General features: G+C 70.4%; 15 protein-coding genes. 2 read left to right on the forward strand and 13 right to left on the reverse strand.

What is annotated here, in order from left to right:
* The 4 genes from ilvN to ACFYPC_RS32180 all read right to left on the reverse strand — a co-directional run bounded on the left by ilvN (window position 1) and on the right by ACFYPC_RS32180 (window position 7,007).
* Window positions 1-528 carry an acetolactate synthase small subunit gene (gene ilvN / locus ACFYPC_RS32165; RefSeq protein ID WP_266832976.1) on the reverse strand — a complete coding sequence of 176 codons (528 nt, stop codon included), beginning with the start codon at window positions 526-528 and terminating at the stop codon, window positions 1-3.
* Between the two features lie 20 nt (window positions 529-548).
* Window positions 549-2,405, reverse strand: coding sequence for an acetolactate synthase large subunit (locus ACFYPC_RS32170; protein WP_391889877.1), 1,857 nt, complete (start codon window positions 2,403-2,405; stop codon window positions 549-551).
* Window positions 2,406-2,633: 228 nt separating this feature from the next.
* A complete protein-coding gene (locus ACFYPC_RS32175; RefSeq protein WP_391889880.1) occupies window positions 2,634-5,621 on the reverse strand; it encodes a putative bifunctional diguanylate cyclase/phosphodiesterase in 2,988 nt (995 codons plus the stop codon).
* Between the two features lie 435 nt (window positions 5,622-6,056).
* On the reverse strand, window positions 6,057-7,007 hold the full coding sequence (locus tag ACFYPC_RS32180; protein WP_391889883.1) for a 2-hydroxyacid dehydrogenase: 951 nt from the start codon (window positions 7,005-7,007) through the stop codon (window positions 6,057-6,059).
* A 76-nt stretch (window positions 7,008-7,083) separates the two neighbouring features.
* Here ACFYPC_RS32180 and ACFYPC_RS32185 point away from each other — a divergent pair, with 76 nt between their 5' ends.
* Window positions 7,084-8,091 (forward strand): aldo/keto reductase, encoded by a 1,008-nt coding sequence (locus ACFYPC_RS32185; RefSeq protein WP_391889886.1) that lies wholly within the window; start codon window positions 7,084-7,086, stop codon window positions 8,089-8,091.
* 158 nt (window positions 8,092-8,249) lie between these two features.
* A complete protein-coding gene (locus ACFYPC_RS32190; RefSeq protein ID WP_391889889.1) occupies window positions 8,250-9,437 on the forward strand; it encodes a PQQ-dependent sugar dehydrogenase in 1,188 nt (395 codons plus the stop codon).
* 43 nt (window positions 9,438-9,480) lie between these two features.
* On the opposite strand, the gene ACFYPC_RS32195 is transcribed toward ACFYPC_RS32190, so the two are convergent.
* From ACFYPC_RS32195 to gatA, 9 genes are all read right to left on the reverse strand, one after another.
* Window positions 9,481-9,885 carry a DUF6191 domain-containing protein gene (locus tag ACFYPC_RS32195; protein ID WP_391890086.1) on the reverse strand — a complete coding sequence of 135 codons (405 nt, stop codon included), beginning with the start codon at window positions 9,883-9,885 and terminating at the stop codon, window positions 9,481-9,483.
* A 47-nt stretch (window positions 9,886-9,932) separates the two neighbouring features.
* The gene (locus ACFYPC_RS32200) at window positions 9,933-13,016 is read right to left on the reverse strand and encodes an AAA family ATPase (protein WP_391889892.1); all 3,084 of its coding nucleotides are present in this window, start codon (window positions 13,014-13,016) and stop codon (window positions 9,933-9,935) included.
* Window positions 13,017-13,231: 215 nt separating this feature from the next.
* Window positions 13,232-13,426, reverse strand: a complete 195-nt coding sequence (locus ACFYPC_RS32205) for a hypothetical protein (RefSeq protein WP_391889895.1) — start codon at window positions 13,424-13,426, stop codon at window positions 13,232-13,234.
* A 194-nt stretch (window positions 13,427-13,620) separates the two neighbouring features.
* Window positions 13,621-14,238: a hypothetical protein gene (locus ACFYPC_RS32210; protein ID WP_391889898.1), complete on the reverse strand. Its 618-nt coding sequence runs from the start codon at window positions 14,236-14,238 to the stop codon at window positions 13,621-13,623.
* Window positions 14,239-14,302: 64 nt separating this feature from the next.
* Window positions 14,303-14,869, reverse strand: a complete 567-nt coding sequence (locus ACFYPC_RS32215; RefSeq protein ID WP_391889900.1) for a GNAT family N-acetyltransferase — start codon at window positions 14,867-14,869, stop codon at window positions 14,303-14,305.
* Complete coding sequence (locus ACFYPC_RS32220; RefSeq protein ID WP_391889903.1) at window positions 14,847-17,126, reverse strand: MMPL family transporter; 2,280 nt, start codon at window positions 17,124-17,126, stop codon at window positions 14,847-14,849. The genes ACFYPC_RS32215 and ACFYPC_RS32220 overlap by 23 nt, the downstream gene beginning before the upstream one ends.
* A gap of 316 nt (window positions 17,127-17,442) precedes the next feature.
* The gene (gatB, locus tag ACFYPC_RS32225) at window positions 17,443-18,960 is read right to left on the reverse strand and encodes an Asp-tRNA(Asn)/Glu-tRNA(Gln) amidotransferase subunit GatB (RefSeq protein WP_391889905.1); all 1,518 of its coding nucleotides are present in this window, start codon (window positions 18,958-18,960) and stop codon (window positions 17,443-17,445) included.
* Window positions 18,961-18,976: 16 nt separating this feature from the next.
* On the reverse strand, window positions 18,977-19,210 hold the full coding sequence (locus ACFYPC_RS32230) for a hypothetical protein (protein WP_185146129.1): 234 nt from the start codon (window positions 19,208-19,210) through the stop codon (window positions 18,977-18,979).
* Window positions 19,211-19,215: 5 nt separating this feature from the next.
* Window positions 19,216-20,721: an Asp-tRNA(Asn)/Glu-tRNA(Gln) amidotransferase subunit GatA gene (gatA, locus tag ACFYPC_RS32235; protein WP_391889908.1), complete on the reverse strand. Its 1,506-nt coding sequence runs from the start codon at window positions 20,719-20,721 to the stop codon at window positions 19,216-19,218.
* Window position 20,722 lies beyond the last annotated feature (1 nt).

The raw sequence follows: 20,722 nt of genomic DNA on the forward strand, positions 1-20,722 counted from the left end.
TCAGGCAGATCGGTCAAGGGCGCGCAGCGAACGGTCGGTGATCGAGCGCGCGCCGCGGCCGATCGCGATCGTGCCGGACTGGACGAGCTCCTTGATGCCGAACGGCTCCAGCATCTTGAGCATGGCCTCCAGCTTGTCGCTGCCGCCGGTGGCCTCGATGGTGACGGCCTCCGGGGAGACATCGACGGTCTTGGCGCGGAACAGCTGGACGATCTCGACGATCTGGGAGCGCGTCTCGTTGTCGGCGCGCACCTTCACCAGAACGAGTTCGCGCTGAACGGCGGAGGCGGGCTCCAGCTCGACGATCTTCAGGACGTTGACGAGCTTGTTGAGCTGCTTGGTGACCTGTTCGAGGGGCAGTGCCTCGATCACGTTCACCACGATCGTGATGCGGGAGATCTCCGGGTGCTCGGTGACGCCGACGGCGAGCGAGTCGATGTTGAACCCGCGGCGCGAGAACAGGGCGGTGATCCTGGCGAGGACACCGGGCTTGTTCTCGACGAGGACGGAGAGGGTGTGCTTGCTCATGGGTCTGACTCGGCTCTCTCTCAGTCGTCTTCGTTGTCGCCGAAGTCGGGGCGGACGTCCCGGGCGAACATGACCTCGTCGTTGGATGTGCCGGCGGCGACCATCGGCCACACCATCGCGTCCTCGTGGACGATGAAGTCGACCACGACCGGGCGGTCGTTGATCGAGTTCGCCTCCTCGATGCACTTGTCGAGGTCGTCCGGGGACTCGCAGCGGATCGCGTAGCAGCCCATCGCCTCCGACAGCTTCACGAAGTCGGGCACGCGGGTGCCTGCGCTCGGCTGCTTGCCGTCCGCCTCCGGGCCGCTGTGCAGCACGGTGTTGGAGTAGCGCTGGTTGTAGAAGAGGGTCTGCCACTGGCGGACCATCCCGAGGGCGCCGTTGTTGATGATGGCGACCTTGATCGGGATGTTGTTCAGGGCGCAGGTGGTGAGCTCCTGGTTGGTCATCTGGAAGCAGCCGTCGCCGTCGATCGCCCAGACCGTACGGTCCGGCCGGCCGGCCTTGGCGCCCATCGCGGCCGGGACCGCGTAGCCCATCGTGCCGGCGCCGCCGGAGTTCAGCCAGGTCGCGGGCTTCTCGTACTGGACGTAGTGCGCGGCCCACATCTGGTGCTGGCCGACGCCCGCGGCAAAGATCGTGCCCTCCGGGGCGAGCTGCCCGATGCGCTCGATGACCTGCTGCGGGGCGAGCGAGCCGTTGTCGGGCTGCTCATAGCCGAGCGGGTACGTCTCGCGCCAGCGGTTGAGGTCCTTCCACCAAGCGCTGTAGTCGCCGGTGTGGCCCTCGCTGTGTTCCTTCTGCACGGCCTGGATCAGGTCGGCGACGACCTCGCGGGCGTCACCGACGATCGGCACGTCGGCGGCGCGGTTCTTGCCGATCTCCGCGGGGTCGATGTCGGCGTGAACGATCTTGGCGTACGGGGCGAAGCTGTCCAGCTTGCCGGTGACGCGGTCGTCGAAGCGGGCTCCGAGGGCGACGATCAGGTCGGCCTTCTGCAGCGCGGTGACGGCGGTGACCGCACCGTGCATGCCCGGCATTCCCACGTGCAGCGGGTGGCTGTCGGGGAATGCGCCGAGCGCCATCAGTGTGGTGGTGACGGGCGCTCCGGTGAGTTCTGCGAGGACCTTCAGCTCGGCGGTGGCGTTCGCCTTGAGGACGCCGCCGCCGACGTAGAGGACCGGCCGCTTCGCGGCGGTGATCAGTTTCGCGGCCTCGCGGATCTGCTTGGCGTGCGGCTTGGTCACCGGGCGGTAGCCGGGCAGGTCCATGACCGGCGGCCAGGAGAAGGTGGTCCTGGCCTGGAGGATGTCCTTGGGGATGTCGACCAGGACCGGCCCCGGGCGGCCGCTGGAGGCGATGTGGAACGCCTGCGCGATCGCCTGCGGGATGTCCTCAGCCTTGGTGACCAGGAAACTGTGCTTGGTGATCGGCATGGTGATGCCGACGATGTCCGCCTCCTGGAAGGCGTCCGTGCCGATCGCCTTGGACACGACCTGCCCGGTGATCGCGACCAGCGGCACGGAGTCCATATGGGCGTCCGCGATCGGGGTGACCAGGTTGGTGGCGCCCGGCCCGGACGTCGCCATGCACACTCCGACCTTGCCGGTGGCCTGCGCGTACCCGGTGGCCGCGTGACCCGCGCCCTGCTCGTGGCGGACCAACACGTGCCGCACCCGGGTGGAGTCCATCAGGGGGTCGTACGCCGGGAGGATGGTGCCGCCGGGAATGCCGAATACCGTGTCGGCCCCGACCTCCTCAAGAGAACGGACGAGGGACTGCGCTCCCGTCACCTGCTCGGGGGCGGACTGCTGTCCTCCGGAACGGGGCCGCGGCTGCGGGTGATGGGCCCCGGTGGCCTGCTCGGTCATCGGCATTCTCTTCTCGATGCTGAGGGTTTTTGCGAAGTTTGTGCGGTGTACGACTGGTGCCAGTGCAACAAAAAACCCCTCGTGCCGTGAGGCAAGCGAGGGGAGCGCGCCGGTGCGATCGCTGGGTATTCCGGTTCAATCGATCCGGTGGGTCCCAGCTCAGCCGACGCGCTTTCCAAGTACGAGAATTCGGGTGCGCATGGCATTGACCCTCCCCCCGGCACGCACCGACTGTCAAGTGGGTGGGACGGGAGTCTCATTATGTGAGCGGAGGACCGTACCGCCCCCATAGACAGCGGCCACCCCTCCGGTGTACACCCCCGCACCTCCACCCGCGAACACGGGTTCGACGGGCCCGTGCGGTACCGGGTAGTGGCCCATGGACAGCGCCCTGCGCAGCCGGTATTCGTCCAGCGGCGCGGAGAACGCCATTCCCTGACCATGGGTGCAGCCCATCGCGCGCAGGGCGACGACCTGCTCCGGAAGGTCCACGCCGTCGGCCACGGACTGCAGCCCGAGGTCGGTGGCGATCCGCAGCAGCCCGCTGGTGATCTTGTGCAGCCGCGCGGACTCGACGACACCCTCGACGAGGTCCCTGTCCAGTTTCAGTACGTCGACGGGGAGCCGTCTCAGCGCGGTGATCGCGGCATGGCCGCTGCCGAAGCCGTCCAGGGCGATCCGGACCCCGAGCCGCCGCAGCGCGTTCAGCCGGCGCTCCAGCTCGTCCAGGGAGACCCGCGGGTCGGTGTCGGCCAGCTCGATGATCAGGGCGCCGGAGGGGAGCTCGTACCGGGTCAGCAGGGCCTCCACGGAGCCGAGGGGCCCCGAGCGGTCCAGCAGGCGCCGGGCGTTCATCCGGACAGCGACGGGCAGCATGACGCCGGTGGCGGCGCGCTCGGCGGCCTGCTCGACAGCCTCCTGCAGCATCCAGCGTCCCAGCTCGGCGGTCCTGTCGCTGTCCTCGGCGACGCGCAGGAACTCCGCGGGCGTGAACAGGACGCCCTGGGAGGAACGCCAGCGGGCCTGGGCGGCGACCGTCGTGATCCGGCCGTTGTCGAGCGACACCACGGGCTGGTGCAGCAGCGTGAACTCGCCGTCCTGCAAGGCGGAGCGCAGCCTTGTCGCCAGCTCCGCCTTGCGTACGACGTCCTGCTGCATCTGGGGCGCATACAGCTCGACGCGGCCCTTGCCCGCCGCCTTGGCGCGATACATGGCGAGGTCGGCGTTTCGCAGCAATTCGCCCGCGCCCAGCCCCGGTTCGGCGAAGCCGACGCCGATGGACGCGGCGACGCGGACATCGTTGCCGTCGATGATGTACGGCTGCGAGAGCGTGATTCTGAGGCGGTCGGCCAGCTCGAGGATCTGGTGCTCGCGGGCGGTGCCGTCACAGGTGCCGTCGCCGACGATGAGCGCCGCGAACTCGTCGCCGCCGAGGCGGGCGGCGGTGTCGCCGTGCCGCACGGAGTCCTGGAGTCTGCGGGCGGCATGGACGAGGAGTTCGTCGCCGGCCTGGTGCCCGATCGTGTCGTTGACCGCTTTGAAGCCGTCGAGGTCGATGAAGAGGACGGCGGTGCCGCGGTCGGAGGAGCGACGGCCGGAGAGCGCCTGCTGGACGCGCCGGGTGAAAAGGGCGCGGTTGGGCAGGTCGGTGAGTGGGTCGTGCTCGGCGTTGTGCTGCAACTGCGCCTGCAGACGCACCCGTTCGGTCACGTCTCGGCTGTTGAAGATGAGGCCGCCGTGGTGCCGGTTGACCGTGGACTCCACGTTCAGCCAGCCGCCGTCGCCGGACCGGAAGCGGCACTCGATGCGGGTCGTGGGCTCCTCGATGTGACTCGCGGCCAGGAAGCGGCGCACTTCGTGGACCACACAGCCGAGGTCCTCGGGGTGGATGAGCGAGGCGAGTTCACAACCCACGAGATCGTCGGCGTCCCGGCCGTAGACCCCGGCCGCGGCCGGACTGACGTACCTGAGAATGCCGTTCGGCGCTGCGATCATGATGACGTCGCTGGAGCCCTGCACCAGGGAGCGGAAGTGGTTCTCCTTCTGGGCCAGTTCCTGGGTGAGGGTGATGTTGTCGAGGAGCATGATGCCCTGGCGGACGACGAGGGCGAGCACGACAAGGCCGGCGGTGATGAGCACCACACGGTCCACGTTGCGACCGTTCAGAACGTTGTAGAGGATCCCCAGGGTGCAGACGGCGGCGGCCAGGTAGGGCGTGAGGGCGGCCAGCGATCCGGCGATGGGACGGGTGGCCTGGTATCGACTGTGCCCGGTGCTCTGGCCCTCGTCGTGGACCGCGCCGTGGAGGGGCACGTGCAGCTGTCCTCCCATGTGCCCCGACCGTCCCTCCTGCCGCTGTCCCAGAATGTGTTCGTGCACCACGCGCGCGTGCCCGTCGATGTCATACCGGTCGGCGTCCGGCTGACCGTGCCGGGGGGTGACCCAGGGGGCGTACGCGAGGAGCAGTGAGCCGGCGAACCAGCCCGCGTCGAGGAGCTGTCCCGAGCGGTAGTCGTTGTGCAGCAGGGGTGAGGTGAACAGGGCGTCGCACATCACGGTCAGGGCGAGCGCGCCGACCGCGGTGTTCACCGCGGAGCGGTTCACCGACGAGCGCCTGAAGTGCAGCGCGAGCACCATGCTGACCAGCGCGATGTCCAGCAGCGGGTACGCCAGTGAGAGCGCGGTGTGCGCGACGCTCGGCCCGTCGAACTTCGCCGCCTGGGCGAGCGCGAGACTCCAGGACAGCGTGAGCAACGAGCCGCCGATCAGCCAGGAGTCGAGCGCCAGACAGACCCAACCCGCTTTGGTCACGGGCCTCTTGGCGAGCACGAGCAGTCCCACGATGGCGGGCGGCGCGAAGCAGAGGAAGAACACGTCGGCGAAACTCGGGCTGGGCATGGGGCGGTCGAGGACGACCTCGTACCATCCCCAGACGGCGTTGCCCAGGCATGCCATGACCGAGGAGAGCGCGAACAGCAGCCAGGCGGGTCGAAAACGGCTGCGGCGGCTCTGGGCATAGCGGAAGCAGGAGACCGCTGCGGCGCCCGCGGCGGCACTCAGTCCGAAGTCGCCCATGAAGAGTGCGAGGCTCGCGGAGCCCCAGCCGAGCGCGGAACCGACGGCGTATCCCGCGCACACCAGGGCCAGTACGAGTTGCGAGACCAGGCCTTTCCCGCCACCGAGCACCGGCCGACGGGTCAGGAGCGCTCCGGGGGAACTCACCGGGCCCACCCGGTCCGCACCCCGGCATCCCGCTGGTCCGCGTGGGCGTGCCTCCGGCGGCCGTTGGGCCTGTGGTGGTGATGGCCACCCCGGCAGCCGTGGCCGCACTGCCCGCGTCTCCGCGTGGCCGCGCGCCAGGGTCGTCGGCGGCGGCCCCGCCGCGTCGGATCGTTGGTCCATAGGCCGTGCATCGCCCGTCGCCCCCCTCGCAGTCCGAATGTCCATCCCCGGCGCCGACGGTGCACGGCGCAGCCCCAGTCGGGACGATACACCAGTCTCGTCACTCAGGGACATAGTTCCTCTACGCTCCGTGACGACCAGGGAGTTTGTCGGTACTGCCCGCATTCAGGGGACTGCGGAGGGTGTAAAAAGCGGACGGGGAGCGAACGGGACATGGCCCGCGCGCCCTTGACGAGCCCGCCACGCGCCCCGTCATCAGGTGGCCCCCGTGCCCGTCGTAAGCACCACGTTCCGCAGCGGCTCCCGGTTCACGAAACGGTTCAACTGCGCGACCAGGAGCCGCTTGGCACGCGGCAGGAACGCGGACGTGGGCCCGCCGACGTGGGGGCTGATGAGCACGCCGGGCGCCTGCCACAACGGGTGCCCCTGGGGCAGCGGTTCGGGGTCGGTGACATCGAGGGCCGCGGTGATGCGGCCGCTCTCCAGCTCGGCGAGGAGCGCTTTGGTGTCGACGACGGGGCCGCGGGCGACGTTCACCAGGAGGGAGCCGTCCTTCATGTGGGCGAGGAAGTCCGCGTTCACCAGGCCTCGGGTGGTGTCGTCGAGGGGCGTGGACAGGACGACGACGTCGGCCTCGGGCAGCAGGGCGGGCAGTTCGGCGAGTGCGTGCACCGGACCGCGCTCCGTGGTGCGCGCGGAGCGCGCGACGCGCGCCACCCGCGCGAGCTCGAAGGGAGTGAGCCGGTCCTCGATGGCGGACCCGATCGACCCGTAGCCCACGATGAGGACGGACTTGTCGGCCAGTGCCGGGTGGAACCCCGACTTCCACTCCCCCTTGTCCTGTGCTCGTACGAAGTCGGGGATGCCCCTCAGCGAGGCGAGGATCAGCGCCAGGGCCAGTTCACCGGTGCTCGCCTCGTGCACTCCTCGCGCGTTGCACAACTGCACGCCGACGGGCAGGACTTCGAGGCCCGGCAGGACGTGGTCGACGCCGGCGGAGAGCGTCTGCAGGACCCGTACCGAGGTCATCGCGGACATCGGCCGCCGCGAGACGGCCGGCGGCTTCATATAGGGCACGACATAGAACGCGCAATCGGCCGGATCCGCGGGAAACTCCTGGTCACCATTCCAGTAGCGGTAGTTGAGACCCGCTGGAAGCCCGTCGATGTCCTCGGCCCGAAAGGGAAGCCATACGTCTGAAGTCATGCTCAGGAGGCTATGTCAGGCACCGTGACGTGCAGAGGTTAGGTTGGGGAGCCGGAAGAGGGAGGGTTACGGCCAGGTGGAGCGCAGGACGGTCGGGGCGGCGGCGCTCGAAGTGGGAGCGGTCGGGCTCGGGTGCATGCCGATGAGCTGGGCGTACACCGGCTCGCGGCAGCACGGTGAGGAGTCGCTCCGTGCGGTGCACGCGGCACTCGACCGGGGTTCGACACTGCTCGACACGGCCGACATGTACGGCCCCTTCACCAACGAGCTCCTGGTGGGGCGGGTGTTGAAGGAGCGGCGCTCGGAGGCCTTCGTGTCGACCAAGGTCGGCCTCCTGGTGGGCGAGCAGCACATCGTGGCCAACGGCAGGCCGGGCTATGTGAAGCGGGCGTGCGACGCGTCGCTGCGCCGCCTCCAGACGGACGTGATCGATCTCTACCAGCTCCACCGCGCCGACCCGGAGGTTCCGGTCGAGGAGACCTGGGGTGCGATGGCGGACCTGGTGACAGCCGGGAAGGTGCGCTCGCTCGGACTGTGCGCGGTGGGCGCCCGCTCCGCCCGCCGCTCGGGGGCACGGCTGCACGACGGAACGATCAGGCAGCTCGAGCGGGTGCAGCAGGTCTTCCCCGTGAGCGCCGTGGAGGCCGAGCTGTCGGTGTGGTCCACGGAGGCGCTGGACGCGCTGCTGCCGTGGTGCGCGGCCCACGGGGTCGGCTTCCTGGCGGCGATGCCCCTCGGCAACGGTTTCCTGACCGGCACACTGACCCCCGGCGAGGGCTTCGAGCCCGACGACGTACGTGCCCGGCACCCCCGCTTCACCGCCGAGATGATGGCCGCGAACCAGCCGATCGTCGTCGGCCTGCGACGCGTCGCCCGGCGGCACGGATCCCACGAGAGCGCCGTCCCGCCCGCGCAGGTGGCGCTGGCCTGGGTGCTGGCCCAGGGCCGGCACGTGGTGCCGGTGCCGGGGGCCAAGCGGGAGCGGTGGGTCGCGGAGAACGCGGGGGCGGCCGCGCTGCAACTGACGGCTGAGGACCTGGCGGAGGTGGCGGGGTTGCCGGAGGCGCAGGGATCCTGGGAGTAGGCCGCACCGCCGGCGTAACCGGCGGACAGCCGGAGCGACCGGCGAGCCGTACGCGCCCGGGTCCAGGAGTCACGTCGCTTGATTGTTTGTCCGTGATCGGGAACTCGTGGGACGCGAGCGGTGTATGAACAGTAGGACCGCCGCGTCGAAGGGACCCCATGATCGTGCAACGACGAGTGGTGACGGCCGTCTTGGCCACGGCCGCGCTTCTGGTGACGGCCGGCTGTTCCTCCGACGACGGAGGGACGACAGCCGGCGGCGGAGGCACGTCGCCGAGCAGCAGCAGTGCCGGCGGCAGTACGGAGCCGGGGGCCTCGTCCTCCGCTGAGGCCTCCGAGGAGACACCGCCCGCCAAGGGCTCGGTGAAGGTCGTGCGCACCGTCACCGAGGGCCTCGACTCCCCCTGGGGCCTGGCACCGCTGCCCGAGGGCGACCTGCTGGTGTCCTCGCGCGACGAGGGGACGATCACGCGGGTCGACGGGGAGAGCGGCAAGAAGACGGAGCTGGGCGAGGTGTCAGGGGTGGCCCCCGAGGGAGAGGGCGGCCTCCTGGGGATCGCACTCTCCCCGGACTACGCCTCGGACCACCTGGTCTACGCGTACTTCACCACGGTCTCGGACAACCGCATCGTCCGCATGCTGTACGACGAGAACAAACCGTCCGGGGAGCAGCTCGGCTCACCGGACACGATCTTCAGGAGTATCCCCAAGGGATACATCCACAACGGCGGCCGGATCGCCTTCGGCCCGGACAAGATGCTGTACGCGGGGGCGGGTGAGACGGGCCAGACGGGTCTGGCCCAGGACACCAAGTCACTGGGCGGCAAGATCCTGCGGATGACTCCCGAGGGCGAGCCGGCGCCGGGCAATCCCTTCGACGACTCGGTCGTCTACTCGTACGGGCATCGCAACGTCCAGGGTCTCGCCTGGGACGACAAGCAGCGGTTGTGGGCCGCCGAGTTCGGCCAGGACACCTGGGACGAGCTGAACCAGATCAAACCGGGCGGGAACTACGGCTGGCCGGTGGTCGAGGGCGAGAGCGACAACTCCAAGTATCTGAACCCGGTCGCCCAGTGGCACACGGACGACGCCTCCCCGAGCGGCATCGCCTACGCGCAGGGCTCCATCTGGATGGCGGGCCTCAGGGGCGAACGCCTGTGGCGCATCCCCTTGAACGGCACCGAGACCTCAGCCGAACCGCAGGCCTTCCTGGAAGGTGACTACGGCCGCCTGCGGACGGTGGTGTCGGCGGGCGGCGACAAGCTCTGGCTGGTGACGAGTGAGACGGACGGGCGGGGCAGCCCCGGGGAGGGGGACGACAGGATTCTGGAGCTTGAGGTGACGTGATTGCGGAACTGAGGATGTAGGGGCGTAGCGGTGGGCTGCTCGCTCAGTCCCTGTCGGGCCTCTCGATTTCCGTCGTGTTCCCCTCGGGCTCCGTCCCGTTCCCCTCGGGCACCCCGGTCCCGGTCGCGTCCCTGTCGGGCTCCACGGCGCCCGTCGCGTCCCCATCGGGCACCCCGGTCCCGTCCCCGTCGGGCTCCCCGGCCCCCGTCGCGTCCCCATCTGGCTCCGTCGCGTCCCCATCGGGCTCCTCGGCCTCCGTCACGTCCGCGGCCGGGCTTCGCGGAGTCGCCGGTTCGGGCGCCGGTGCTCGTACGACCACCTTGCCCGAGGACAGGTCTATGGGGCCGTGGCCGGGGTCACCGTCGTCCAGGTCCACGCGGCTCAGTTCCAGGCGCTTGCGTTCGTCGTTGGTGTGCTTGCGGCCCGGTGAGAACAGCTCCTCGAACATGTTGAACACGGCGCCTCCCTCGGCCCGGATCCTTTACAGCGTAAACCTCAGCCCAGGGCTTGGGCGGCAGGGGTCTCGGGCGGGAACAACCGCAGGCGGTGGGCCATGGCCGCCGCCTCACCTCGGCCGGATACGCCGAGCTTCGCGAGGATGTTCGACACATGGACGCTGGCCGTCTTGGGGGAGATGAAGAGTTCCTCGGCGATCTGGCGGTTGCTGCGGCCGGCGGCGACGAGGCGCAGGACATCGCGCTCACGGCTGGTGAGGCCGAGGGCGACCGCGGGGTCGACGGGGGCCAGGGCGGACCGCCCGGGGGCTCGGCCCAGGACGAGACGGGCCCGCTGGGCGAGCAGCGCGACGGCGTCGGCGAGGGGGCGCGCGCCGAGGTGGCCGGCAGCGGCCCCGGCCAGGCGGAGGAGTTCCGTGGCGCGCTCCCGGTCGTCGCCGTCCGCGCCCGAGGCCAGCAGGGCGTCGGCGAGGCGATGGCGTACACGCGCGAGGTCGTAGGGGCGCTCCAGGGGTTCGAAGGCGGCGACCACCCCGCACCAGTCGCTCGGGATGGTCACGCCCTCGGCACGGTGGAGCTCGGCGTGCACCCACTTCTCGTACGCGAGCCAGAGGGGCGCGCCGGTTGCCAGGGACTTGGCGGCGGAGCGGAGCTGATCCACCGTCTCGGCGCGGCCCGCTTCGGCGACCGGCAGCCCGCGAGCGTCGGCCTCCGCGGTGGCGGCGGCGAGCAGCAGTGGCCAGCCGTAACGCTGGGTGCCGGGCGGGAAGCCCGCGCTCAGGGCCTCGTCCAGGGCGGCGCGGGCGTCGAGGATGCGGCCCTCGGCGGTGGCGATACCGATCGCGGTGCTGAGCAACGGGAGAGAGTGCTGGGGCATGGGGTCATGGGTGCCGAAGCGGGCGCGGGCGGCAGCCAGTTGGCGTCCCGACTCGGCGAGATCACCGCGAGCCAGCGCGACTTGGGAGAGTCGGATGCCGGCGAACCCGGAAGCCTTGCCGTTGAGCCCGATACGCAGCGCCTTTCCCGCGGCCTCGACGGCCTCGTCCCAGCGCCCGAGCGAGTCGAGCGACTCCGAGAAATTGCCCCAGATATAGGTCTCGGTGTCCAACAGGCCCTTCCGCTTGGCGAGTTCAACGCCTTCGCCCAGGACTGAGACGGCCTCGCGAGAGCGGCCGAGCGACTCCAGATGGGAGGGCAGGTTGATGTGGACGCGGCCCACGACGAGGGAGGCGCCGTGTCGGTTCACCAGATCCTTGACCTTGTACAGCTCCGCGAGACCCGCCTCGATGTCGCCGGCGTCGACCATGAGGCCGCCGAGCGTGAGCCGGGCGTTCAGCTCGATGTCCCGGGCGCCGACCATGCGCGCGTACTCCACGGCGCGCTCGGCGGCCGAGAAGGCGCCGGGGCCCGGTTCGTGCAGCATGCACCAGGCGGCGACGTTCGACAGGACGTCGGCGTGCACCTCCGACGGGGGCAGGCCGCGGACCAGCTCCTGGGCGGTGCCGAGTTCCTGCCAGCCGTCGCCGCGTGCCTGGGCCTGGACCAGGCGGGAGCGCTGGCACCAGAACCAGGCGGCGCGCAGCGGATCGCCGTCGTCCTCCAGGAGGTGCAGCGCCCGCTTGGTGATCTTCAGGGCGCGCTCGCGCTCACCGCACAGCCGGCCCGCGACGGCGGCCTCCGCCATCAGGTCGAGATAGCGCAGCGGCGTGGTCGCCGTATCGCAGCCACTGGGGGTCCCCGCACGCCCTTCAGGCGGTTGGGGAGGATAGACCTCCACGTGGTCGACGGGGCGCAGCTCGGCCCGTACGTCCTCGGAGGCGACGTCCCACAGCTCCATCGCCCGCTCCAGGAGCCGCAGTTGCTCGGCGTGGGCGTGACGGCAACGGGCCTCGACGGAGGCGTCGAGGACGGCGGGGAGGGCCTTGTCCGCGTCATGGGCGTGGTACCAGTAACTGGCCAGCCGGGTGAGGCGCTCGCCGGCCGGGACGAGCGTCGGGTCGGCCTCCAGGGCTTCGGCGTAGCGCCGGTTGAAGCGGGAGCGCTCGCCGGGAAGCAGGTCGTCGCTGACGGCCTCGCGGACCAGGGAGTGGCGGAAGCGGTAGCCGTCGCCGCCGGGTGAGGCCAGCAGGATGTTGGCGCCGACGGCGGCCCGCAGCGCCTCGATGAGGTCGTCCTCGGCGAGCCGGGCCACGGCGGCGAGCAATGGGTACTCGACGGTGGAGCCGCCCTCGGCGGCGATCCGGGCGACCCGCTGGGCGCTCTCGGGCAGGCCTTCGACGCGGACGAGGAGCAGGTCGCGGAGGGTGTCCGTGAGCGTCGTGCGGCAGCCCTGGTCGGAGGCGACGGCGAGTTCCTCGACGAAGAACGCGTTGCCGTCGGAGCGTTCGAAGATCTCGTCGACCTGACCCGGGTCGGGTTCGTGGGCGAGGATCCCGGCGATCTGGCGGCCTACCTCGGCTCGGCTGAAGCGGCCCAGTTCGATACGGCGGACCGTGCGGAGCCTGTCCAGCTCGGCCAGCAGGGGGCGGAGCGGGTGACGGCGGTGGATGTCGTCGGCGCGGTAGGTGGCGACGACGACGAGCCGACCGCTGCGCAGTGTGCGGAAGAGGTAGGCGAGGAGGTGGCGGGTGGAGGCGTCGGACCAGTGCAGGTCTTCGAGCGCGACGACGACCGTGCGGTTCGCGGCGACGCGCTCCAGGAGGCGGGCGGTGAGCTCGAAGAGGCGGGCCACGCCCTCCTCCTCGTACCGCCGCCCCTGGGCGGCCTCGCCCAGTTCCGGCAGCAACCGGGCCAGTTCGTCCTCCTGTCCGGCCGCAGCGGCGGTGACCTCGTCCGGAAGGAGGCGGCGCAGGGCACGCAGGGCCGTGGAGAAGGGGGCGAAGGGCAGTCCGTCGGCGCCGATCTCGACGCAGCCGCCGCACACCACGACGGCACCCTCACGTCCGGCCGAGGTGGCGAACTCCTCGATCAGGCGGGTCTTTCCGACCCCGGCCTCGCCGCCGAGCAGCAATGCCTGCGGCTCGCCCGCGGCGGCACGGGCGAGCGCGTCGTGCAGCACGCCCAGCTCCTGGGCGCGTCCGACGAACACCGGGCTGACGGACCTGGTCTCCATTGGCCCGAGCATCGCACAGGGGTCTGACAGTGCGGCACTGGTTATCGGGAGGGCGGCGGTTGTCCCGGTCGCCGACCCAGCGGCGAGTGATGCACGTGCCGACCCTGCGGCCGGTGATGCGCTTACCGGGACGGTGACCGGTGATGCGGCCGCCGGGACGGTGCCCCGCGGCCGGGGAGAACGGCCGACCCCCGTGCGGCCGTCCTCCCGTGGCCCGGCGCCGGTGTTCACGCGGCGCGGGCGAACCGGTGCCGGCGGGGACGGCGGCTATGCGCCTGCCCCTCCGGGTCGTTCTGTGCCGCATCGCGCGCGGCGCGGCGGGCGGCACGGCGTCCGCGGAGAGCCTCGCGAGCCAGCCGGTGGTTCTGTGCCTCGCGGATCAGCTCTGCGGAACGGATCTGCTGGAGCTCGTACTCGAACATCTCGTACCCCTCGTGAAGAGTCGGTTTCGGGCTTCGCTTGTTGCGATGCCTCAACCTTCGTCTCCAAGGGGGGTGCGCCACATCGGGAGAGTTCCGCATCTTGAGCGCACGAAGGGCCTTAGAGCCGCCGCACGTGACGTAAGGCGGGCCCTAAGGCCCCTCAGGAAAAGCCGGGTGGCTCGGGGAGCGAGTGCTCAGCCGGCCGGCGCGGTCGGCGTGGTCAGAAGGAGGACGTCGGTGTACTTGAGCACGGCCAGCAGCAGGCCGATGACCGCGAGCGTGACACCCGCCCAGGCGACGGACGTGACCCACGTCGGCTGCAGCACCCGCTCGGGGTCCCCGAACGCCGGGCGGACCAGGACGACGACACCGACGATCAGGGCGATCAGGGCGAAGATGCCCGCGACCAGCGCGGTGGCCTCCCACGAGTTGCCGTAGACCTGGTCGATCTGGGTCTGGACGGTCGCGGTCGACGCGGTCTCCAGCTGCCCTTGCAGCGAGTCGCGCGCCTGGGCGACGGTACCGACCCAGCCGCCGGTCAGCGAGACGAGAGCCAGTACGGCCGAGACCACAGCGGCGGCACCCAGGCCGACCCCTGAGGGTGCCTTTTCGGCGACCACCTCGGTCGGCTCCTCGCCGTCCTCGAAGCCGTCCTCGTCCTCGTCCGGGGTGCCGGCCGTGGCCTCCCCGTCGGTGTCCGTGGCCTCGTCGGCCTCGGCGGCGTCGCTCTTGGTGACGTCCACCTTCTCCTCTTCGCTCTTCGCCTCGGCGCCGGTCTCGACCCCGGCCTCGTCAACAGTCTTGGTTCCCATACCTCGCACCGTACGGATGCTGTCTGAGAGGTCTCTTAATGTTCGCGGGAATGGAAGTCGATCGTTATCGATCGTGACCCGCGCGTGCCGCCCGCCACTCGGGCGCGAGCACCGACCAGACCTCCATGTCGCTCCGTACGCCCCGGTAAAGGTAGCTTTCGCGAAGTACGCCCTCTTGCGTCATGCCCAGCCGCCGCGCCACGTTCAGGCTCGGTTCGTTCGCCGGTGAGGCGATCCACTCGACGCGGTACATACCGCGCTCCTCGACCGCCCAGTCGATGATGATCCGCGCCCCGCGGGTGACGAGGCCGCGCCCGGCGGCCGCCGGTTCCAGCCAGCACCCGGCCTCGCAGGACTGCTGCGCGGTGTCGAAGATCCTGAAGAGCAGCCCGCCGACGAGCTTCCCCGTCAGCCAGATCCCGTACAGGTAACCCTCGTCGGCGGCACGCTTGTCGGCGTACGCCTGGAGGAAGGCCCGCGCCGACGGGAGGTCCTTCACCGCGTCGGGCAGGGCGATGTGGCGGCCGATGAACTCGCGTCCCCGCTCCATGTGCGCCAGGAGTTCCTCGGCGTGCCAGGGCTCCAGGGGCCGCAGTTCCGCTCCGTCGTCACCCAGGGATATCGCGTACATCCTGCCGCCGCTCCTTCTCCAGTACGTCCGCCACCTCGGCGTCCGTCGCGCCGGCCAGCCTCTCATGGGCGGCGCGGCACTCGGGCGGCTCGATGCTGATGCGCGGCAGGCGCTGCTCGAGCCAGCGGGGCAGCCACCAGTTGGCGCCGCCGAGCAGGTGCATGAGGGCGGGCACCAGGAGCGTGCGCAGGACGAAGGCGTCCAGGGCGACGGCCGCGGCCAGCGCGATGCCGAACATCGCGATGACGCGGTCACCGCTGAGCACGAAGGCCAGGAAGACCGAGATCATGATGACGGCGGCGGAGTTGATCACGCGGCTCGTCTCGGCGAGGCCGACCCGGACGGCCCGCCGGTTGTCGCCGGTCTCCAGCCACTCCTCGTACATCCGGCTGACCAGGAAGACCTGGTAGTCCATGGAGAGCCCGAAGAGCACCGAGACCATGATCACCGGCAGGAAGGGCTCGATCGGGCCCGCGCGGCCGAGGCCGAGCAGCTCGCTCCCCCAGCCCCACTGGAAGATCGCGACGACGACTCCGAAGGCGGCGGCAACGGCGGCGACGTTCATCACGGCGGCCTTCAGTGGGATGCCGATCGAACGGAAGGCGAGCAGCAGCAGTACGCAGCCCAGGCCTATGACGACGCCTATGAAGAGGGGCAGTTTGCCGATGATGACGTCCGCGAAGTCGTCGTAGCTCGCCGTCACACCGCCGACCTCTACGTCGAGCGAGGTGTCGGCCTCGGCACGCGGCAGCACCTCGGTGCGCAGCCTGTCGACGAGGGCGCTGGTCTGCTGCGACTGCGGCGCGGAGTCCGGGACGACGGTGAGGTACGTGGTGTCGCCGGCGGAGTTGTACGTCACCGGGGTCACCGACGCGACGCCCTCGGTCGCCCGGAGCGTGGCGTCCAGGTTGTCGAGCGCCAGCTTGTCCTCGGCCCCGCCGACCCGCGTGACCAGCGTCAGCGGCCCGTTCACCCCGGGCCCGAAGCCTCCCCCGGTCTCGGCCACTCCCGAGGGGGTGGTGCCCTCGGCTATCAGGTCGTACGCCTGCCGCGTGGTCGTCCGTTCCGGGTCGTTGCCCTGGTCCGAGGTGCCCAGGTGGAGCGAGAGCGTGGGCAGGGCGAGCAACGCCATGACGGCCAGGGCGACAGAGCCGAGCACCTTGGGGTGCCGCTCCACGAAGACGGACCAGCGGGCGGCGAGCCCGGTCGGGATCTCCGGCTGGGGGCCGTGCTCGTACAGTCGGCGCCGCTCACGGCGGCTCAACGCGCGTGGACCGATGAAGGAGAGCAGCGCCGGTAGCAGCGTCACTGAGGCGGCGACCGTGAGGATCACGGTCAGCGAAGCCGCGATCGCGACGCCGTTGAGGAAGCCGAGCCGCAGGATGAGCATGCCGAGCAGGGCGACACAGACGGTGGCGCCGGCGAAGACGACCGCCCGGCCCGTGGTGGCGACGGCGTTCCGCGCGGCCTCGGCGACCGGGAGTCCGCGTTTGAGGCCGCGCCGGTGCCGGGTCACGATGAACAGCGCGTAGTCGATGCCGACGCCGAGTCCGATCAGCAGGCCGAGCATCGGCGCGAAGTCGGCGACAGTCATCGCGTGCCCCAGGAGCACGATCGCGGCGTACGCCGTTCCGACACCGACCAGGGCCGTGGCGATGGGCAGCAGGGAGGCGGCGAGCGAGCCGAAGGCGAGGAAGAGGACCACAGCGGCGACGACCACACCGACGATCTCGGCGAGGTGCCCGCCCGAGGACTGCGTGAGCGCGATGGCGCCGCCGCCCAGCTCCACCTGGAGGCCGTCGGCCGCGGCGGCCTTGGCGGTGCTCACGACGGCCTGGGCCTCGCCCTTGTCGATGGTCTCGGCCGGGTTGTCGAAGGTGACCGTGGCGTAGGCCGTACGTCCGTCGCCGCTGATCCTGCCCGAGCCCTGCCCCTCGTACGGGCTGACCACGGAGGCCACCCCGGGCAGGCCCGCGATCCTGTCCAGGGCACGGGTCATCGTCTGCTGGACGTCGGCGGAGCGCACGCTGCCCGCGGTGGTGTGCCAGACGACGGTGTCGCTGTCGCCGCCGAGGCCGGGGAAGCCCTCCCGCAGGAGCTGGGTGGCGCGGCCCGACTCGGTGCCGGGTGCTTCGTAGTCGTTCGAGTAGGCGGAGCCCGCGACGGCCGCGGCGGCCCAGACACCGCCGAGCGCCAGGAGCCACAGCAGGACGACGACGAGGCGGCGTCGGACACACCAGCGTGCGAGGGCTGCCACGGGCCTGCTCCCTGGGGATGATTCGAGGGTCTTTGACCGGGAACAGCCGCTACAGAACGGAAACAGCCTCTATAGAAGTGAACAGCCCGCAAAGAACGCATGAGCAATGTCCAGCCACTCTTACAGCCGGAAGTGATCGTCCGTCGCATTCGTGGGCTTATTCACAGGAGTGGGACCCAACTCACAGGACGTTCCTGGGGACTCTGTCGTCCCGGGCCATATGACACGCGGGACTCTGTCGCCCCGGCCATATGACACGCCCAGGGGGATGCATCGGAATCGATGCATCCCCCTGGGGCGCAGAAAAACGCGGACCTCAGCCCTCGCTGACGCCCAGCCTCTCCAGGATCAGTTCCTTGACGCGGGCCGCGTCGGCCTGGCCGCGGGTGGCCTTCATGACCGCGCCGACCAGCGCGCCGACGGCCTGGAGCTTGCCGCCGCGGATCTTGTCGGCGATGCCCGGGTTGCCGGCGATGGCCTCGTCGACGGCGGCGGTCAGCGCGCCCTCGTCGGAGACGACCTTCAGACCGCGCTTGTCGACGACCTCGTCCGGGGTGCCTTCTCCCGCGAGGACGCCTTCGATGACCTGGCGGGCCAGCTTGTCGTTGAGGGAACCCTCGGCCACCAGGGCGGTGACGCGGGCGACCTGCGCCGGGGTGATGGGCAGGTCCTCGAGGGCCTTGCCCAACTCGTTGGCACTGCGGGCCAGTTCGCCCATCCACCACTTGCGGGCGGACGCCGAGTCGGCGCCCTCCTCGGTGGTGGCGACGATCAGGTCGATGGCACCGGCGTTGAGGATCGACTGCATGTCGTGGGCGCCGACGCCCCACTCCGCACGCAGCCGGTTGCGGCGGGCCAGCGGCTGCTCGGGCAGACCGCCGCGCAGCTCCTCGACCCACTCACGGGACGGGGCGACGGGGACGAGGTCGGGCTCCGGGAAGTACCGGTAGTCCTCGGCCTCCTCCTTCACCCGGCCGGAGGTCGTGGACCCGGTGTCCTCGTGGAAGTGGCGGGTCTCCTGGATGATCGTGCCGCCGGAGTTCAGCACCGCGGCATGGCGCTGGATCTCGAAGCGGGCCGCACGCTCCACGGAGCGAAGCGAGTTGACGTTCTTGGTCTCGCTCCGGGTGCCGAACTTCTCCCGGCCGTACGGGCGCAGCGACAGGTTCACGTCACAGCGCATCTGGCCCTGCTCCATGCGGGCCTCGGAGACACCGAGCGCCTTGATGAGCTCGCGCAGCTCGGCGACGTACGCCTTGGCGACCTCGGGAGCGCGCTCACCCGCACCCTCGATCGGCTTGGTGACGATCTCGATGAGCGGGATGCCGGCGCGGTTGTAGTCGAGGAGCGAGTGCGAGGCGCCGTGGATTCGGCCGGTGGCGCCGCCGACGTGCAGCGACTTGCCGGTGTCCTCCTCCATGTGGGCGCGCTCGATCTCCACGCGGAAGACCTCGCCATCCTCCAGCTGGACGTCCAGATAGCCGTTGAAGGCGATCGGCTCGTCGTACTGGGAGGTCTGGAAGTTCTTCGGCATGTCCGGGTAGAAGTAGTTCTTCCGGGCGAAGCGGCACCACTCGGCGATCTCGCAGTGCAGCGCGAGGCCGATCTTGATGGCGGACTCGATGCCGATCGCGTTGACGACCGGGAGCGCGCCGGGCATGCCGAGGCAGGTCGGGCAGGTCTGCGAGTTGGGCTCGGCGCCCAGCTCGGTGGAACACCCGCAGAACATCTTGGTCTTGGTGCCGAGTTCGACATGGACTTCGAGGCCCATGACGGGGTCGTACGTCGCCAGGGCGTCCTCGTACGACACCAGTTCGTCGGTCGTGGTGGTCACGGTGAAAACTTCCCTCTCAGCCCAGCAGGACGTCGTCGTCGCCCAGGCGCTTGAGCTCCCGGTAGAGGATGGCGAGGCCGGTGACGATGGCGGCGGCGGATACGGCGGCGTCGACGAGCCGCAGGAAGTCGCCGTCCTCGCGGGCGAGCTTGGCCTGCTTGGCGACGCTGAGCGCACCGAAGGCGGTGCTCGCGAGCGAGACGTACACCCCGGTCTTGGACTTCTTGAAGTTCTTGGCCTTCTTTGCCATGGCACTCACAGCGACGGAGCCTCCTCGATCAGCGGGTGCCCCCACCTTTCCACGAAGGCGGCCTCGACGGCGGCGCCGACCTTGTACAGCCGGTCGTCCTTCATCGCGGGGGCGATGATCTGCAGGCCGACCGGAAGGTTGTCCTCCGGTGCGAGACCGCAGGGCAGCGACATGGCGGCGTTGCCCGCCAGGTTGGTCGGGATGGTGCACAGGTCCGCGAGGTACATCGCCATCGGGTCGTCGGCGCGCTCGCCGATCGGGAAGGCGGTGGTCGGCGTCGTGGGCGACACGATCACGTCGACCTGCTCGAACGCCTTCTCGAAGTCGCGCGTGATGAGCGTACGGACCTTCTGGGCGCTTCCGTAGTACGCGTCGTAGTAGCCGCTGGACAGGGCGTACGTGCCGAGCATGATGCGGCGCTTGACCTCGTCGCCGAAGCCCTCCTCACGGGTGAGGGCGGTGACCTGCTCGGCGGAGTGGGTGCCGTCGTCGCCGACGCGCAGGCCGTAGCGCATGGCGTCGAAGCGGGCGAGGTTCGAGGAACACTCGGACGGCGCGATCAGGTAGTACGCGGAGAGCGCCAGGTCGAAGGACGGGCAGTCCAGCTCGACGATCTCGGCGCCCAGCTCCTTGAGGAGGGCGACGGACTCGTTGAAACGCTGGACGACTCCGGCCTGGTAGCCCTCGCCCGCGAACTGCTTGACGACGCCGACGCGCATGCCGGTGACGGAGCCGTTGCGCGCGGCCTCGACGACCGGCGGGACCGGGGCGTCGACGGAGGTCGAGTCGAGCGGGTCGTGCCCGGCGATGACCTCGTGGAGGAGGGCCGCGTCCAGGACCGTACGGGCGCAGGGGCCGCCCTGGTCGAGGGAGGACGAGAAGGCCACCATGCCGTAGCGGGAGACGCCGCCGTACGTGGGCTTGACGCCGACCGTGCCGGTGACGGCCGCGGGCTGGCGGATCGAGCCGCCGGTGTCCGTGCCGATGGCGAGGGGAGCCTGGAAGGAGGCGAGCGCGGCGCTCGAACCGCCGCCGGAGCCGCCGGGGATCCTGCTCAGGTCCCAGGGGTTGCCGGTGGGCCCGTACGCGCTGTTCTCGGTGCTGGACCCCATGGCGAACTCGTCCATGTTGGTCTTGCCGAGGATGACGACGTCGGCGGCCTTCAGCCTCTTGGTGACGGTCGCGTCGTACGGCGGGATCCACCCTTCGAGGATCTTCGACCCGACGGTGGTCGGGATGCCCTCGGTGGTGAAGATGTCCTTGAGCGCGAGCGGTACGCCGGCCAGCGGGCCGAGCTTCTCGCCGTTGGCCCGCTTCTGGTCCACGGCACGGGCCTGCGCGAGGGCGCCTTCCCGGTCCACGTGAAGGAAGGCGTGCACCTTCTCGTCGACGGCCTCGATACGGGCGAGGTGCGCCTCGGTGACCTCGACGGCGGTGAGTTCGCCTTCGGTGATCTTCTGGGCGATCTCGGCGGCGGTCAGCCGGATGATGTTGACGTTGGTGTCCGTCATG

Origin of the sequence: Streptomyces sp. NPDC005808 (assembly GCF_042871385.1) — a bacterium.
Taxonomy (GTDB): Bacteria; Actinomycetota; Actinomycetes; order Streptomycetales; family Streptomycetaceae; genus Streptomyces.

What these genes read in the sequence shown, in the direction of transcription:
- ACFYPC_RS32190 (WP_391889889.1), top strand. Translation starts at nt 8,250, where the DNA reads ATGATCGTGCAACGACGAGTGGTGACGGCCGTCTTGGCCACGGCCGCG.
- ACFYPC_RS32230 (WP_185146129.1), bottom strand. Translation starts at nt 19,210, where the DNA reads ATGGCAAAGAAGGCCAAGAACTTCAAGAAGTCCAAGACCGGGGTGTAC.
- ACFYPC_RS32210 (WP_391889898.1), bottom strand. Translation starts at nt 14,238, where the DNA reads ATGGGAACCAAGACTGTTGACGAGGCCGGGGTCGAGACCGGCGCCGAG.
- ilvN (WP_266832976.1), bottom strand. Translation starts at nt 528, where the DNA reads ATGAGCAAGCACACCCTCTCCGTCCTCGTCGAGAACAAGCCCGGTGTC.
- ACFYPC_RS32195 (WP_391890086.1), bottom strand. Translation starts at nt 9,885, where the DNA reads ATGTTCGAGGAGCTGTTCTCACCGGGCCGCAAGCACACCAACGACGAA.
- ACFYPC_RS32180 (WP_391889883.1), bottom strand. Translation starts at nt 7,007, where the DNA reads ATGACTTCAGACGTATGGCTTCCCTTTCGGGCCGAGGACATCGACGGG.
- ACFYPC_RS32170 (WP_391889877.1), bottom strand. Translation starts at nt 2,405, where the DNA reads ATGCCGATGACCGAGCAGGCCACCGGGGCCCATCACCCGCAGCCGCGG.
- gatA (WP_391889908.1), bottom strand. Translation starts at nt 20,721, where the DNA reads ATGACGGACACCAACGTCAACATCATCCGGCTGACCGCCGCCGAGATC.
- ACFYPC_RS32215 (WP_391889900.1), bottom strand. Translation starts at nt 14,869, where the DNA reads ATGTACGCGATATCCCTGGGTGACGACGGAGCGGAACTGCGGCCCCTG.
- ACFYPC_RS32205 (WP_391889895.1), bottom strand. Translation starts at nt 13,426, where the DNA reads ATGTTCGAGTACGAGCTCCAGCAGATCCGTTCCGCAGAGCTGATCCGC.
- ACFYPC_RS32200 (WP_391889892.1), bottom strand. Translation starts at nt 13,016, where the DNA reads ATGCTCGGGCCAATGGAGACCAGGTCCGTCAGCCCGGTGTTCGTCGGA.